The organism is Myxacorys almedinensis A, from assembly GCF_010091945.1.
In the GTDB taxonomy this organism is placed as follows: domain Bacteria; phylum Cyanobacteriota; class Cyanobacteriia; order Leptolyngbyales; family Leptolyngbyaceae; genus Myxacorys; species Myxacorys almedinensis.
In genome coordinates this window covers 36,733-52,260 of sequence record NZ_WVIE01000032.1, presented here as the reverse complement: position 1 = coordinate 52,260, position 15,528 = coordinate 36,733, and the positions used below count along the sequence as shown (strand labels likewise).

Below are 15,528 nucleotides of genomic sequence, written 5' to 3'. Positions count from 1 at the left end.
GGCTCAGAACCCCCGCTTTCGCTTGGCTCCCTCACCCGCTTGACTAATATAGCCCTTGCTTTTCTATCCTGTCAAGCTTTTTGCCTAAAACTTTCCTCCCTTCTTTGCATACTCCCCGCTGACATAGATGAGGCAGATGAGATGGTGAGGCAGATGAGATGGTGAGGCAGATGAGATGGTGAGGTAAAGGTAATATTATTCCAAAGACACTATCTATGAGTAGGTTTCAGATATTGAGAATTTTACGCTTCATTTAAGGTGGGCATTGGCAGACGACCCGCGCCTTACCCACCCTCACCGACCCCTATCCCGGTTTTGAGCAGTTGAGCAAAGCGAGAATGGGGCTGATTGGCGAGGGTGGAACGATCGCCATATTCCAGCACTTGCCCCTGCTCTAAGATCAGAATTTGATCCGCCCGATGCACGGTTTGCAACCGATGGGCAATGATGATGCCTGTGCGATCTTTTAAAAGTTTGTTGATCGCCTGTTCAATTAACGCTTCTGTTTGAGGATCGAGGCGGGAAGAGGCTTCATCCAAGATCACCAAGCCAGGATTTTTGAGAAACACGCGCACCAATGCCAACAATTGTGCTTGCCCTGCGGAAAGCCCACTACTGTCTGAGCCAAGGTGAGTGTTAAGTCCATTAGGAAGCGATCGCAGCCACGGTGCTAAACCCAAATCTTCCAGCGTTTGTAGGATAGTGTCATCAGGGATTTGAGGATCAAAAAACGTGAGATTGTCCCGCACAGTGGCTTGAAATAGCTGAACATCTTGAGTGACCAATCCCACGCGCTGGCGTAATTCTGAGAGAGGAACTTGAGCGATCGCACCTCCGCCTAAGTGAATCTGACCCGATTGAATGTCATACAACCGTAGGAGCAATCGGGCGATGGTGCTTTTGCCACTACCTGTTCGCCCTAGTAGACCTAACACTTGACCGGCTGGAAGGTAGAAAGAGAGATCCTGGAGAGTCCAATTTTGGGGAGCGGGAAACTTTGCTCGTTCAGGGTTTTGATGCTTGCTGGTCTCGTAACTAAACCAGATTTGTTTGAACGAGACGGGTAACGCACCCATGGGTAGAGAACAATGCCCCTGGTTGCTCAGCATTGATTGCACATTCAGCACCTCACGAACGCGATGAATGCTGGCTTCAACCTGTTGCAGTTGTTCTAATTCTTCTCGAATGCGTTCGATTGGTTGTGCAAGTAAATTGGTGTAGTGAAAGATCAGGTAAGCGGTGCCAAGGGTGATGGCGTTTTGGCTCCAGAGATAAGCAGAAACGGCAAGCGCGATCGCATTGCCAATTGTAAACAGTCCCACGCTCGTTGCCCACAGCACAGTGCTGGCAAACCTAGCTCTTTGGTAAACCGGAAGCCAGCGCTGCAAGAGTTCGTAAAAGCGCCGCAGGACATAGTGAACCGCTCCATTCGCACGAATGTCTTCTCGACCAGCAACATGCTCGCCAATAAAGCCATAAAACTCGGCGCTGATCTGGCGATAGTCTGCCCAAGGTGAGATCGCTAGCGATCGCAGCCCTAACAGTAGCGATAGGGCAACCACAGCAAACGCAGACAGGCTAAGCCCTGCTAAGCGGTTCTCGAAGCAGAGCACGGTAAGAATACCAGCCAAAAGAATGCCGTTGCCCAACACATGAATCACCAATTGAGAGAAAAAGCGAGAGAGGGCATTGACATCGCCATCCACTCGTTCTAGCAACTCTCCGGGCGTGTGAGCTTTATGGAAAGATAAATCTAGCCGCAGGCAGTGGGCGGCTAAGTCAACCCGAAGCGCATTGGTCGCACTCCAAGCAACGGTTTCACCCAGATAGGTGGCAGCAACCGAAAAGACCTGAGTGAGCAGTGCGATCGCGGTAAATGCGATCGCGGCTCCTAGTAAACTCTGCTGCGATCCACCTTCAACTGCCGTGTCGATAAAGTAACCCAGAATTTGAGGGTTGATGATTTGCAGGACAATGCTGCTCAGCAGCGCGATCGCTAGCCCGATGACGCGCCCCCGTTGTGGTTTAAGGTAGTCTGCCAGAAGTGATCCGTATTGCTTGAAAGGAATTTGCATAGGGCAACATCATTGGCTCAGGATCTGCTTTCTAATGGGTTCAAATCGTTGCCCCTCAGAAGAACGATAACGTCCATCCAGTAGCGTAGCGTGAAGCCTACCACTGCATCAGACTGTTTTGGCTCCTAGCGGGAGTTTTTTGGCTCCTAAACGGAATTTTTATACCAATTACAGACTGAGGGTGGCACCCCGTCGTTGATCTGTCATGTTTGTCATCCAAACTGGTATTAGACTAATCGCGCTTGATTGTGATGAAGATGGAATTTGGGTTGTGGAGTGGTTCAGTATTCCAAGGTGTGTCAGCCAAGGTCGGACAAAACAAGAAGCCCTTGAAACCATCAAGAAGAAATTTGTTAACGCTTTCGGTTCTTGATCACCGCACAATCGCCTATTTCACATTGGCACGGGCACCCGTCTGGGCAGCGTAAGCGATCGCAAGGGCATCAGAGGCATCATCCGGTTTGGGCAGTTCTGATAGCCCAAAAAGTAGCATTACCGACTGTTGAATTTCAGATTTCGCGGCTCCATATTTGGCAACTGCCGCTTTAACTTGAGATTGGTGCAAGAAAATGGGTTCGTCTAACCCGCATTCTCCTAAGGCTAGCTCAATCACACCGAGTGCCCGGAGTACTTTGTTAGCGTTTGTATTCTCTCGGGTAAAGAACGGCATTTCTAATGCTACAACATCGGGCTTTAAAGCCTGGCACAGTTCGCGGATATCGTCATAAATTTGCTTGAGACGGTCATAAATTGGTGCTTTTGCGGGCGTAACGATCACCCCATAGTCGAGCGCTTTTGCATCGTAGATTGCGCCGTAACCGATAGTTGCGATCGCGGGATCAATGCCTAAAATTATTTTGCCTCGCAAATCTAGCATCAAGTCTAAAGCTGCTTTTATGGAGCCTGAAGGGTGTACTCACCATAATACACTCGAACTAATCACTCAGGTGAATACGCCGTTGAATGCAAGGTTATTTAAGCAAATCAATCATACTTTCATAGAGCGAGACAAATCGTTTATCGTCTAAAATCTGGTCATGATTCCACGTTGCAACAACGCAATATTGAGTCCCATCTTTCGCCTGCAAGCCGGTTGTGAGATTTAAGACGCCCGGTTCCGAGCCGCCTTTGAATATTACTCGTTCCCAGCCCTTTGAGTCTGAAATTCCTGGATTAATGCTCATAAGTGGCAGATCCTTGACAGTGTTCATGAGAGAACAAAGTTCATCAGGCGTAAAAAACCATTCAATGTCGATCGCGGTTGGGTCAGAGGTAAATTCTTCTACGCCCGGTAGGGGTAGTTGAGCAACCTTGTCTAACAGGGCGCGACGATTGGCTAGATTAGCAGCGCGATATTGTTGCAGAACGTCAAGGTTGGGTTGCGCCTTTAAAGTAAATGCTTCACGAGTGGTCAAAAACGGACGATTGCGAGGCGTCAGTTGCTCGATCGCTTCTCGTCCAACAAAATGAATTAAATGATCGGTTGCAGTGTTATCACTTTGCGAAATCATTAGCGCTGCCAACGACTGCACAGTGAGTAGAGAACCCTCTGCCCACTGATGCAAGAAACCAGAAGGAAGGCTTTTTTGGGTTTCGCTTATGGCAATGATGTCTTCCCAGCGATGTTGCCCAGCTTGAATTTGAGCCTTTAGTGCTGCCAAGACTGCTAGCTTAAAGGCAGAGCCAACTGCCAAGGGTGATGTTTCGTTTAAGCCGATCTTCTTGGTGTTCTTATTGCCATTGTTTTCTTGAATTAGTACGCTGACTTTTCCTGGAAGCTGTTTAAATTGCGCGATCGCATCTTCCAAGCTTTTTAGTGATACGCGAGCAGATTGAAATAGCAATCCTGCAATTTGCCCTTTTGCATTCAGCATGATCTTGGCTGGAATGCTACCTTTTTCGTAGATAACCTGATAGTCGCTGCCGCTTGGCTCAACTCGCTGATAGGTTCCCAATTCGGTTGCTAAACTTGTCAAAATACTTTGAACTTGTAGTGGCGAAACTTGGGCTAAAAAGTTTGGTGCAAACCAATCCGGAGAAATAGAATCGGCGGTGACGAGCCGTTCTAAGGCAGCTTGGGGAGAAATCGCTTGATTGTTAGACATGGCAAAAGCTGGGGCTTGATAGAAGGGCTGAAAAGCTCCACCTGCAAGTAAAACGATGAGGCTTACGCGAAACAGTTGTTTGGCAAGATACAGTAGCGGCATTTCAATTTCCTGATGCAGTTGCTTCAAGTATCATACAAACCGCTCCACCCGGTAAGACTAATCCTTATCAAAATCAGATCAACAGAAAATTCTGAAGACCTTTATGAGTCAACCCGTTTCTATTGTTCTTTCTTTAACTCCATCCTAGTTTCGATTGCACTTGTTGTAACTTGGCTAAACGAGTTCGAGTGTTACCTTGATTAATTTATCTACTGATTCGGGAATCATAAAATTTAGCATTGTATTGCTCTATCAGTTACTAATCTTTTAACCATGATTCACCACAAAGGTACTTCCGTTTTTGGACTGACTCTAGCATTGTATTTAGGGACAGTCTCATCGGCTCAAGCTCTTCCTGGACAAAACGTGCAGACTGTAATGCGGTGGGTGCAAAACCATGCTCTGCTGTCTCCGTTTGAGCGCGGCATAGGGGAACTAAGCGGATTGCCATTTTACAATAGCCAAGCAAAAGTGGAGAACGGCACTGTTGTATTTGCTATGAACCCAACAGATCGAACAGATAAGATCGTTGGTGAAGAAATAATCGCGTATCAGACTCAAAGCAATGCGGGTAACACAATCTTTACCAGAACAAATTCAGAAGGATTAGGGATAGTTCAACGCATTTATGATCAGTCGCTTACAAATGATTTTCAAAAGTCGAAATACGTGGCGCGAGTTGAATTTAATTACGTAGATTTGCGATTTTTTCAAGGAAAGCGATTTGGTTATTCCACTGTGTCGTTTAAGCAACCGACTGACGGACAGTGGTTTTATCACTTTAGGGTAATCTCTCTGGAAAACCTCAATGGTCTTATTTTAGGAGAGCAACAGTGCCGCAGACAAAGTGCGGATGGCTGCGAGTAAATGTTGCCCTTTTGAACTTGTCTTTGAACTTGTCTTTGAACTTGGCAAACACCTTTTGATGGGTTAGACAGATTGGAATTATGACTCAGCATATCTAACCCAATCGTTGTCCTGTTGTACGATCCAACGTGTTCTGCACGTATTTTGCGTAGACTGTAGGCGATACCTCTTCATGCGATCGCTGATAATCTTTTCTTTTTATGTTCGTTATTAAAAACATTCTTTGTCTCATTGCTCTAGTGTTGCCTTCGTCGTTCCCATCTAGTTTTTTTGCTTGTAGCCATTATTTTGTTTCATCCAGGCATTCTGGCTGTAAATTATGATCAACGTTCAGCCAACTTTAGCTTGAGCCAGTGCTATGAACAAAGCTGTTGCCGTATTCACTACCGTCGTGGTAGTGAGTTTCACTTATCCTGCTGTTGCTCAGTCACCCCAATTTTTCCCAATGCCCCAAGGCGGCGTGCGAGTCCAGCCCACAAATGCTCCTGTCACCCCTTTCGGATCAGCCGCTTCTCTGAATGGGTTGCGGACGCGATCGCTAGAAGACACTTCCCTGCCATCTCCCGCTACGTTTACGCTGCCTGCTGTCGGCAGCCCATCTCAGGGCAAAAGTCCGCTTGGCAGTTTAGAAATTGGTGGCGGCGGTCTCGATCTGAGAGCCAATCCGTCTAGCGTGTTTCCGCAGATTCCGGCGGAGTATAACGCTGGTATGAAGCTGCGCTATCGATTTGACCCACAAGAGTAGGTTCCAAACGAAAACCAAGCGCAAAGCCGTCGCTGTTCAACCTGTTGAATCACGCAAACTTCTCCTGTGATACAGTGAGCACGGTTCGCTCGTTTGTGGTGAAACTATGGCGCTTTCTGATTTTCTGGAGATTGGCAAAATTGTGGCGGCTCAAGGACTCCATGGAGAGGTTCGTGTCTATCCAAATTCCGATTTTCCAGAGCGCTTTGAAGTGCCAGGGCAACGGTGGCTGTTGCGCCCTCAGCAGATCGATCCTGAGCCGATTGGGTTAGTTCAGGGTCGCTATTTGGAGGGGAAAGGATTGTATGTTGTGCAGTTGGAAGGGGTTAGCGATCGCAGGAGTGCTGAAGCCCTTCGAGGTTGTCTATTGTATGTTTTGGCAAGCGATCGCTTAGAACTTGAAGATGGCGAATTTCATGTTGCGGATCTGGTTGGTTTGCCCGTTTACCATCAAATCACCCAAGAGCTTGTCGGAACTGTAACCAACGTGATGTCTGCCGGACATGATGTGTTGGAGGTTAAATCACCGCCGGGCAAGGTGATGCTAATTCCGTTTGTTGAAGCGATCGTTCCGGTGGTTGATCTCAGCAATCGGCGCATCGAAATCACCCCTCCAGGAGGATTGATCGAGTAGATTTCTGGTGTCTAAATAAAAACCAGGATTCTTAAGCAACCCTGGTTTTTGCGGCAGCCTGATTGATGTTCCCTACAAATCATTGATGTTCCCTAGAAATCTTGGTGCCAACAATCTATTCACCCGTCACCGACAACTCGTTGACCCAAACTCTAGGCGCAACACCAGACCCGGTAAATTCCAACTCCTTCTCCACGTAAATGATCGAATTGAGCACCTCGCGAATATCGCCTGCAACTGTTGCCGATTCGATACTAATTCGCTTTCCATCTTTGATCAGCCAGCCATCAAACGGGAGCGAAAACGATCCTTGCAACGCCTGCACCCCAGCATGAAGTGCGCTGAGATCATCAATCAAAATTACATTGTCTGCCGTATCCAAGCTGTAGTCTTCCGTCGCCGCTTCTCCCGGAAACACATGAAAGAAATTTGGGCTAACGGTGACTTTTGCGCCCATGCTGGCGTTTCCAGTTGGCTCGGTATTCATGCGTTTTGCCGTTCCAGCACTGTGCAGAAAGCTCGTTAAGATGCCGTTGGTAATGAGAGGCACTCGGCGAGTTGGCGTTCCTTCGCCATCAAACGTTTCTGCCCCAACGTTGTCTGGGTGCAATGCATCATCACAAACAGATAACAAAGGCGACGCGATCGCACAGTTGAGCGAGTCAGGAGTTGAAAGGCTCTGCTTATCGAGGATGCTCTGCGCGTTGTAAAGATTGGAAAACGCCCCTAGCAAACTTAAGAACGCTTCCGGCGAGAAAACCACCCGATATTTTCCGGTTTTCACCTTCTCATAGTTGAGGTGACTAATCGTCTTCTCAGCCGCTTCTTTGAGACATCCATCAATGTCTAGCTTTTCTAAACCCGTCCCAACCCGAAAAGCCCCGGCACTGCGCGGTTTTCTGCCTTCTTCTTCGGTCTTTGTGTAGAGATAAAGCGAAGCGTAGGAATGGGCTTCATGACGCATCGCGCCATCACTGTTGAGGTAGAACCGATCAATCGCTCGTTGTGCCAGCCCATTGTAGGGAACACCTGCGATCGCGGGATGAGCCGCTAGCAACTGCTTTTCTGCGTCAACCAGGGTTTCGAGTAGCTTAGAAACGTCCGCTTGGGGAATGCGATCGGATGCGCCGCCATGGGTAGGCGCGATCGTTGCCGTTGCTTCAGGGCTAAAGTCTGGCACATTGTCTTTAACGCCAAACGCACTCGCTTCCTGAGCCGTTTTCAGCGCTAGCTCTAAGCCGATCGGATCAACATCGGTAGTAGATGTGACACCAACTAAATGATCACCATTCCACACGCGAACGGTAACGCCAGATCGATTGGACGCCTTCATCTGTTGGGGTTCGCCCTGATCGACCTGCACACTCGTTTCATCGACTGTCGAGCCGTAGATGTCAAATTTTTTGATACCCAATTTCTGTGCGGTAGATTGGGCGTAGGAGGCAATTTCGGTGATATTTGACATGGAACTTTTGGTTGAATTTTAAGAATAAGGCTTGAGGGATGACAGCGTAGAGATACGGCACAGCCCCTCTCTACGCCTAATAGGCTGACTTGGTTAGCGCCCGCCCACGGTGATGGAATCAACCTTGATGTGGGGTTGCCCGACCGTAACATACACGCTGCCGCTCACCGAACCGCAGAATCCGGCTGCTAAGCCTAGATCGTTAGAACACATCGAAATCTTATCCATGATTTCCGTAGCTTCGCCGATCAGTGTTGCCCCCTTGAGGGGCTTCGTGATTTTGCCGTTCTCGATCAGATATGCTTCGTCTACGGCAAAGTTAAACTGTCCGGTGGGACCAACGCTACCGCCACCCATCTTTTTGCAGTAGATGCCTTTTTCAATTGAGTTAAACAACTCATCGATCGAAAACGTGCCAGGCGCGATGTAGGTGTTTCGCATCCGGCTGGCAGCCGCAAATGTAAATCCTTGACGGCGACCGCTTCCGGTTCGGGGGTGCCCGGTTCGCATAGAGCCTGCGCGATCGCTGATGAAATTCTTCAAAATGCCATTTTCAATCAGCAATGTGCGCTGTGCAGGCATTCCTTCATCATCCATATCAATTGTGCCAAAGGCATCAGACGTAATTCCTTCATCCCACGCCGTGAGATTTTCGTGGGCGATCTTTTCGCCCTTTTTCTCCGCAAATGGGGTCGTCTTACGCTCGATCTGAGTGGTCTCTAGCAAATGCCCACACGCCTCATGGAAAATCACGCCGCCAAACTCATTTGCCATGACGATTGGGTAGCTACCCGACTCGACATATTCGGCATACAACATCTTCGCCGCCGATTCTGCCACTTCCCTAGCATCGGTGCTGTACTTCCAGGTTCTCAAGAAGTTTGGATCACTCGTGCTGCCGACTCGTTTGTTGATCGACGAGCGATTTTCGCCATCTGCACACAGCAAACTGTATCCCACAGACTGGGTAAGGCGAATATCGCGGGCAAACGTGCCATCGCTCGACGCCACCAAGACCTCTTGCCAATCGCGAAAATAAACCGCCCGCCGAGATTGAACGTGGGTTGCCTGCTGCGCCAATTGACCATTGGCAGACAGCAACACATCGCCCATTTCGCGCATAGAGCTACAGTTGCCAAGCCACGCCTCTTTGCTTTTCTTGGTGGCATAGTCTCGTAGCAACTCAAGATGGATCTCAGGAATAAACGCATTCGCAGACGGAAGTTGCAAGCCCATGATGGACAAGCCCTTTTCTAGAGCCGCTTTTAACCCATTAAACGATAGGTCGTTGGTGCTGACATAGCAATCTGCCTTGCCCCGAAATACGCGCACCCCGGCTCCGGTTGAGAGACGCGGTGAAATGCTGGTGATGGCGTCATCTTCTGCCATACAGCTAATGTAATTTACCCGTTCTAAAAAGAATTCAATTAAATCTGCGCCTGCTGCTCGTCCTAACCCCAACAGCGTAGAAAGCGGTGCTTCCCAGGTTTCATCAAAGCGATCGGGGGCGTAAGTGTAGTTAAGGCTCGGCAATTCCTTAGAGATTAGTAGGGTCGGTGCTTGCATCAAAATGCCTCTTTAAATCTTTAATACTGGCGCTTTACTGTCTATTGTAGCGAAGGGAAGGAAGACTGGATAATCCCAAACCAGCACAGAAGCGCCGCAATAGACGAGCGACCTTAGCTTTCGTAAGCCTCCATGGGCAAGCAAGAACAGATCAAGTTGCGATCGCCATAGGCATTATCCACCCGCCCGACGGGGGGATAGAACTTGTGTTCGCGAGTCCAGGCGGTCGGGAAGATCGCCGTTTCGCGAGTGTAGGAGCGCTGCCAATCAGACGTGAGATCAGCAACCGTGTGAGGCGCATGTTTAAGCGGATTGTTGCTGCGATCGCGCGTTCCATTCTCAATCTCGCGAATCTCTTCGCGAATGGCAATCATTGCATCGCAGAATCGATCTAACTCGGCTTGCGATTCACTCTCAGTTGGCTCCACCATCACCGTGCCAGCCACAGGCCAAGACACAGTAGGCGGATGGAAACCATAATCAATCAAGCGCTTGGCAATGTCATCCACTTCGATGTCTGCGCTTTTTTTAAACTCCCGCAAATCGAGAATGCACTCGTGGGCAACCAACCCATTCTTACCCGTGTAGAGGACGGAGTAATATCCTTCTAGCCGCTTAGCAATGTAGTTGGCATTGAGAATGGCAACTTCTGTCGCCTGAGTCAATCCATTACTGCCCATCAGGGCAATGTACATCCAGGAAATGGGCAAAATGCTGGCGCTGCCCCAAGGAGCCGCCGACACCGCACCGATGCCCCGCGTGCTACCCACGCTGATCACCGAATGTTGGGGCAAAAACGGCACAAGATGAGATGCTACGCCGATCGGTCCCATGCCGGGTCCGCCCCCGCCGTGGGGAATACAGAAGGTTTTGTGTAAATTCAAGTGGCAGACATCGGCTCCAAAATCGCCAGGGCGACACAAGCCAACTTGAGCATTCATGTTTGCGCCATCCATGTAGACCTGCCCACCATGGGCGTGAACGATGTCACAAATCTGCTGGATGCCTTCCTCAAAGACGCCGTGGGTGGAGGGATAGGTCACCATTAGGGCAGAAAGGTGCTCGCGATGCTGTTCGGCTTTGGCGTTGAGATCGGCGATGTCGATGTTGCCATCGGGATCACACGCGATCGCAACGACTTTCATGCCTGCCATCACCGCACTAGCAGGATTTGTGCCATGGGCTGACTGCGGAATCAAGCAGACATGCCGATGCCCTTGCCCTCGGCTCTGATGATATTGCCGAATCACCAGTAGCCCGGCGTATTCGCCCTGAGAGCCAGCATTGGGTTGCAGCGAGATCCCAGCAAACCCGGTAATTTCAGCCAACCAGCGTTCGAGTTGCTGAAATAGGATTTGATAACCCTTCGTCTGCTCGATCGGTGCAAAGGGATGGATCTGCCCAAATTCTGCCCACGTAATCGGCATCATTTCTGCGGTGGCATTGAGTTTCATGGTGCAAGAACCCAACGGAATCATAGCCGAGGTGAGCGACAGATCTTTGGATTGCAAGCGATACAGGTAGCGCAGCAGTTCTGTTTCAGAGTGATATTGGCTGAACACGGGATGGGTCAGATATGCCGAGGTACGGGCGAAAGATGGGGAAATTTGCCAGGGAGCAGGCAGCAATTCGGGGGAGGCGTCGAAAATGGACAGGAGATCGAGCAGATCAGAGGTGGTTTCGTCTAGGGACAGGGCGATCGCATCTTCGCTCAGTTTGCGAAGGTTGATCCGACGCGCCAACGCCCGTTGCACCATCTCATCTGCCCGCCCTGGTAGGTCGATTCGCAGCGTATCAAAAAAGGGGTCGGGGCTTAGCGTATAGCCTGCTTTCTGCAAGCCACCTGCCAACAGCGCCGTCATCTGGTGAACCCGTTCTGCAATGCGCTTAAGACCGGTTGCGCCATGGTAAACCGCATACATTCCAGCAATCACCGCTAATAGAACTTGTGCCGTACAAATATTACTAGTGGCTTTGTCTCGGCGAATGTGTTGTTCACGGGTTTGCAATGCTAAGCGCAACGCTGGATGACCATTTTTATCTTTAGAAACGCCAACCAGCCGTCCGGGAATTTGTCGCTTGTAGGCGTCTTTGGTGGCAAAGTAGGCGGCGTGAGGTCCGCCATAGCCGAGGGGAACGCCAAATCGCTGAGTGTTGCCAACGGCGATGTCTGCCCCAAATTCGCCCGGTGGCTTGAGCAGGGTAAGGCTGAGCAGATCGGCGGCAACGGTGACGAGTGCCCCAGCTTGGTGAGCGCGATCGCAGAACTCTGTATAGTCATAAATCGCACCATCGGTGGCAGGATATTGCAACAACGCACCAAAGATTGGGATATCAAACGCAAACGTTTTGTGATCACCAACGATCACGTCAATCCCTAGCGGCATGGCGCGAGTGCGAATGACATCAATAGTTTGAGGATGGCACGCTTGGGAGACCCAAAACGCATTCGCGTTATGTTTAACTAAGCCATAACTCATCGCCATTGCTTCTGCACTAGCGGTGCCTTCATCTAAGAGCGAGGCGTTGGCGATTTCCAAGCCGGTGAGATCAATGATCATCGTTTGGAAGTTGAGCAGCGCTTCCAAACGACCTTGGGCAATCTCTGGCTGATAGGGAGTGTATTGCGTATACCAACCGGGATTTTCCAGAATGTTGCGCTGGATCACCGGAGGCGTGATGCAATTGGAGTAGCCCATGCCAATAAACGAGCGGAAAATCTGATTTTGCCCTGCGATCGCTTTGAGGTCTGCCAGCGCCTCATACTCACTCCGAGCTTTATCGATCTGAAGCGGACGCCGCAGCCGAATCCCCTGCGGGACTGCCTTGGCAATGAGATCTTCGAGTGACTTCATCCCCAACACACCAAGCATGTGCTGCATCTCAGTCTTGCGAGGTCCTAAATGGCGATCGACAAACCGATCTGGGTAAGCCAAATCCGCAGACTGACTAGCATGGCTCGATCCAGCCTTTGAAGGCGCAGTGCTCTCGGAAATCGCCGTCTCGCTAAAACGATTCAGATCAGCCGTGGATTGAAGTTGAGTGACAGGCTCAGACATAGACAATGGTACGGATGAGGTGGACTAGGACAATCAGTGTAGACAAATGATGCCGATGGAATTAGAGTTTAACCGTTCCTCACAAACGGATCGGTTGAGGGAGGGGAAGGTTTATCTTAGAGTCTGTTATTCACATTTTGCAACAATAAACCCGCTACAGATGTAAGCGGGTGTGAAGGAATAATGAAGTTGCGGTGTAGATTTACGGGAAATACGGAGAGGGGGACAGAACCGAAGCAAAGGAGACCTACCAGACTATTCAAACATTCTCGCAGACTGCCTTTTTGCAATGCCTAGAATGGTTTGTCCTCAACTCGTTTTTGGAACATATCCCTGAATTTCTCGCTGCCATAAAATATCTGCAACTCTGGTCACGCCTGCTTTAAGATGACGACGATAGGTACTAAAGGGCAAATCTAGCGCTTCCGCCGCTTGTTCTTGAGTTGGCGCAGGAGACAAATAGGTTTGGTATAACGCCCGGTAGAGTTTTTCGTCGCGGGGAGAGACCTTCAACAATTCCGTCGCGTCTCGCACCCAAGATTGCAGAACGGCAATTCGCTTTGCGCTGTCATGGGTTGCCGCGTGTTCTAAGACGAGGCGCGATCGCAGCAACCGATTGTCGTGCAACATATCCGGACGCACAAAATGACGCAACGCTTCCTGCACAGCGCTAGCAAATTCTGGCTGACTTAACACTAACGGAGAGTCAGCCGCATCAGACAAGGCGAGCATCGGAGCAGACGGTGCAATTTCTCGTTGCACTAACCGTTCTTGCCATGCCGCCGGAGAGACCACCCGCCAGTCATGTCCGTAGACTCCATAGCGTCGCTTGCCCACCTCAAAATCTGCTTCCGGAATTCGCGCTAAATCAGCATAGCTAAACAAATTTGCCCACATGGCTGGCTCAGCACAAGGAATGAATGTAAACGCGATTCCCGGTGTGTTGCGATGCTGCTGCACGACACTGGTAAAGATCTGCCGTTGCGTCGGGGAAACCCCTTGATAGGTGTGCTGCGCCATCCAGAAGCGATATAAAATGGCACCTTCGCCCGATCGCAAGGGCGCGTATTGCTGGAGATACTGCCAAGCCGCCCGGGTCGCGGGGTCAGCGTCGAGATCGTCTAGACTGGCTTGGTGCAGGGCGATCGTCATGACAAACCCGGTAAAGCGCTGATCGGCATCGCGAATCACCAACACATTTTGCGGCTGCCGCGCCAACCAATGCGCTGCCAGACGTGCCGAGGCTTCTCCTTCGTACTGGGTCACCGTCTTAAGCAAGGCAGTGCGATTGGCTCTGCCAAGCTCCGAAGGATCGCGCTCTTGAAATCCATCGGTTTGCAAATGGCACTCTTCTTGCCAGGTGAACCGGGACTTAATCACCACGTTGTGACGATGGAGAAACAGACAGTCGAGCAAAATCTGCTGTTGTTTATGCCCTTGAGTCAAGCCTAGACGGGCTGAATAATAGGCGTAAGCCCGCGCTTGCAGGGTGGCGTACCAGTTAGGATTGCGCCAACGCAAGTCTGTGACTAAAATATCTCGCGCCAACCGATGAGGAAATACTCCTGATGCCCCAACCTCAATAAACGATAGCCCACACAACCATTCAAATAGTTCATGCACATCTAACCCGTGCAACTCGATCTCATGGACGGTTGCTTCATCCAACATTTCAGCGAGTAATGCCTCTGTCATAAGGCGCACGGTTGCACAGGCTTCTAGCGTCTTGCGGTGAGCAGCACTGGGAACTTCTTCTAAAAACTTTTCGAGCAGCGTCTTAATCACATTGGGGCTGGCTTTCGATTGAAGCTGAATCTCTTGCCCCTGCGCCAAGGCATCCACAACCAGAGACAGCGCTAACGGATGACCAGACGTAAACTCAATAATGGTTCGTTGCTGGGCGACTGGAATAGCTCGCTTCGTCAGATACAATCGGCTTTCGTCTGGAGTCAGATTTTGCAGCGCGATCGACTGTAGCAATGTCTGCCAGCCTGGGTCAGTTTGCCACACCGAAGACAGGGCACACCGCCCCGCTAGCACGACTAAAATGTGTTCTGACAACTGAGGCAAAAACACTTCACGCAGCCAACCATCCAACGGAGTCAACAGTTCATAGTTATTAATTAGGAGCACATAGCGATCGCTTTGGGCTGCCAAAATAGGGGTGGGGGCATCGGTTGGAGCGAGATGCATCGCCGCCCGGAGTGCACTGAGAAATGCATCTGGCAACGGGTCAAAGTTGCGGGCATCTAGGTAAGCGACTGGGATTTGCGACGACTGACAGATTCGCATCCATTCTCGCAGCAGCATGGTCTTGCCAACCCCACCCACGCCAGACAGGTGAAGAACCGAAAATGGGAGTTTTGCGGCATCAATCGCGGCTTTAAAGCGATCGCACTCGTGTTGTCGTCCAGTGAAATAACGTTGCCGTTCTGCATTTAGTCGTTCTAGCAAAAGCAGGGGCATAGTATCTCTCCTACGATAGACATTTATGTTAAAGAGGTAGATGTTTGTTAAAGAAACTGTTTAAGTTCAGACCATCACTCAGACAGTCCATCAATTCAGGGATTACGACTTCTTGACTTCTTCCTATAGCCAGGAAATGCAAATAATTATTGTCTGTTGATTCAGAAGTTACAACCTGTAATCAAGAAATGCAGATAATTGTTGTTTGTAGTTTGAGTACGAAGCCATTGTTGAACTAGATTCGCATTTTTAACAAATTGCAATCAAAAAAATGACATATCTGCATATGGGAGTAGCAACGCTAGAACGATGCACATGCACTCATGTGTCGAAAGCAATGTGTTGAATCAATGTAAGCGGCGAGAAACCACGACCGACGCAGGGTGAAGGTATAAAAGCGATCGCCCATTAGATCACTCATTCCATGCCTTGCAAAAATCGTTG

10 protein-coding genes are annotated in these 15,528 nt (G+C 49.8%); 3 read left to right on the top strand and 7 right to left on the bottom strand.

The features are described 5' to 3' along the window. Window positions 1-284: 284 nt before the first annotated feature. From GS601_RS20085 to GS601_RS20070, 3 genes are all read right to left on the bottom strand, one after another. The gene (locus GS601_RS20085; protein ID WP_162425070.1) at window positions 285-2,075 is read right to left on the bottom strand and encodes an ABC transporter ATP-binding protein; all 1,791 of its coding nucleotides are present in this window, start codon (window positions 2,073-2,075) and stop codon (window positions 285-287) included. A 388-nt stretch (window positions 2,076-2,463) separates the two neighbouring features. Then, on the bottom strand, window positions 2,464-2,952 hold the full coding sequence (locus GS601_RS20075; protein ID WP_162425069.1) for a crossover junction endodeoxyribonuclease RuvC: 489 nt from the start codon (window positions 2,950-2,952) through the stop codon (window positions 2,464-2,466). A gap of 94 nt (window positions 2,953-3,046) precedes the next feature. Further along, window positions 3,047-4,282 carry a serine hydrolase gene (locus GS601_RS20070; protein ID WP_238393400.1) on the bottom strand — a complete coding sequence of 412 codons (1,236 nt, stop codon included), beginning with the start codon at window positions 4,280-4,282 and terminating at the stop codon, window positions 3,047-3,049. Between the two features lie 273 nt (window positions 4,283-4,555). Between GS601_RS20070 and GS601_RS20065 the strand changes: the two genes are divergently transcribed. From GS601_RS20065 to rimM, 3 genes are all read left to right on the top strand, one after another. Then, window positions 4,556-5,149, top strand: a complete 594-nt coding sequence (locus GS601_RS20065) for a hypothetical protein (RefSeq protein WP_162425068.1) — start codon at window positions 4,556-4,558, stop codon at window positions 5,147-5,149. A gap of 358 nt (window positions 5,150-5,507) precedes the next feature. Beyond that, on the top strand, window positions 5,508-5,894 hold the full coding sequence (locus GS601_RS20060) for a hypothetical protein (RefSeq protein WP_162425067.1): 387 nt from the start codon (window positions 5,508-5,510) through the stop codon (window positions 5,892-5,894). Window positions 5,895-6,000: 106 nt separating this feature from the next. Next, window positions 6,001-6,528 carry a ribosome maturation factor RimM gene (gene rimM, locus GS601_RS20055; protein ID WP_162425066.1) on the top strand — a complete coding sequence of 176 codons (528 nt, stop codon included), beginning with the start codon at window positions 6,001-6,003 and terminating at the stop codon, window positions 6,526-6,528. Window positions 6,529-6,643: 115 nt separating this feature from the next. Here the strand turns inward: rimM and GS601_RS20050 are convergent, their stop codons facing one another. The 4 genes from GS601_RS20050 to GS601_RS20035 all read right to left on the bottom strand — a co-directional run bounded on the left by GS601_RS20050 (window position 6,644) and on the right by GS601_RS20035 (window position 15,084). Then, window positions 6,644-7,993, bottom strand: a complete 1,350-nt coding sequence (locus GS601_RS20050) for a TldD/PmbA family protein (protein WP_162425065.1) — start codon at window positions 7,991-7,993, stop codon at window positions 6,644-6,646. 93 nt (window positions 7,994-8,086) lie between these two features. After that, a complete protein-coding gene (locus GS601_RS20045; RefSeq protein WP_162425064.1) occupies window positions 8,087-9,559 on the bottom strand; it encodes a TldD/PmbA family protein in 1,473 nt (490 codons plus the stop codon). 113 nt (window positions 9,560-9,672) lie between these two features. Then, window positions 9,673-12,618: an aminomethyl-transferring glycine dehydrogenase gene (gene gcvP / locus GS601_RS20040; protein ID WP_162425063.1), complete on the bottom strand. Its 2,946-nt coding sequence runs from the start codon at window positions 12,616-12,618 to the stop codon at window positions 9,673-9,675. 309 nt (window positions 12,619-12,927) lie between these two features. After that, entirely contained in the window at window positions 12,928-15,084 is a 2,157-nt protein-coding gene (locus tag GS601_RS20035; RefSeq protein ID WP_162425062.1) for an ATP-binding protein, read from the bottom strand. Between the last annotated feature and the right edge of the window lie 444 nt (window positions 15,085-15,528).

Bases quoted from the DNA above. Each gene is read 5' to 3' on its own strand.
- GS601_RS20085 (WP_162425070.1), bottom strand. From the start codon at position 2,075: ATGCAAATTCCTTTCAAGCAATACGGATCACTTCTGGCAGACTACCTT.
- GS601_RS20075 (WP_162425069.1), bottom strand. From the start codon at position 2,952: ATGCTAGATTTGCGAGGCAAAATAATTTTAGGCATTGATCCCGCGATC.
- GS601_RS20070 (WP_238393400.1), bottom strand. From the start codon at position 4,282: ATGCCGCTACTGTATCTTGCCAAACAACTGTTTCGCGTAAGCCTCATC.
- GS601_RS20065 (WP_162425068.1), top strand. From the start codon at position 4,556: ATGATTCACCACAAAGGTACTTCCGTTTTTGGACTGACTCTAGCATTG.
- GS601_RS20060 (WP_162425067.1), top strand. From the start codon at position 5,508: ATGAACAAAGCTGTTGCCGTATTCACTACCGTCGTGGTAGTGAGTTTC.
- rimM (WP_162425066.1), top strand. From the start codon at position 6,001: ATGGCGCTTTCTGATTTTCTGGAGATTGGCAAAATTGTGGCGGCTCAA.
- GS601_RS20050 (WP_162425065.1), bottom strand. From the start codon at position 7,993: ATGTCAAATATCACCGAAATTGCCTCCTACGCCCAATCTACCGCACAG.
- GS601_RS20045 (WP_162425064.1), bottom strand. From the start codon at position 9,559: ATGCAAGCACCGACCCTACTAATCTCTAAGGAATTGCCGAGCCTTAAC.
- gcvP (WP_162425063.1), bottom strand. From the start codon at position 12,618: ATGTCTGAGCCTGTCACTCAACTTCAATCCACGGCTGATCTGAATCGT.
- GS601_RS20035 (WP_162425062.1), bottom strand. From the start codon at position 15,084: ATGCCCCTGCTTTTGCTAGAACGACTAAATGCAGAACGGCAACGTTAT.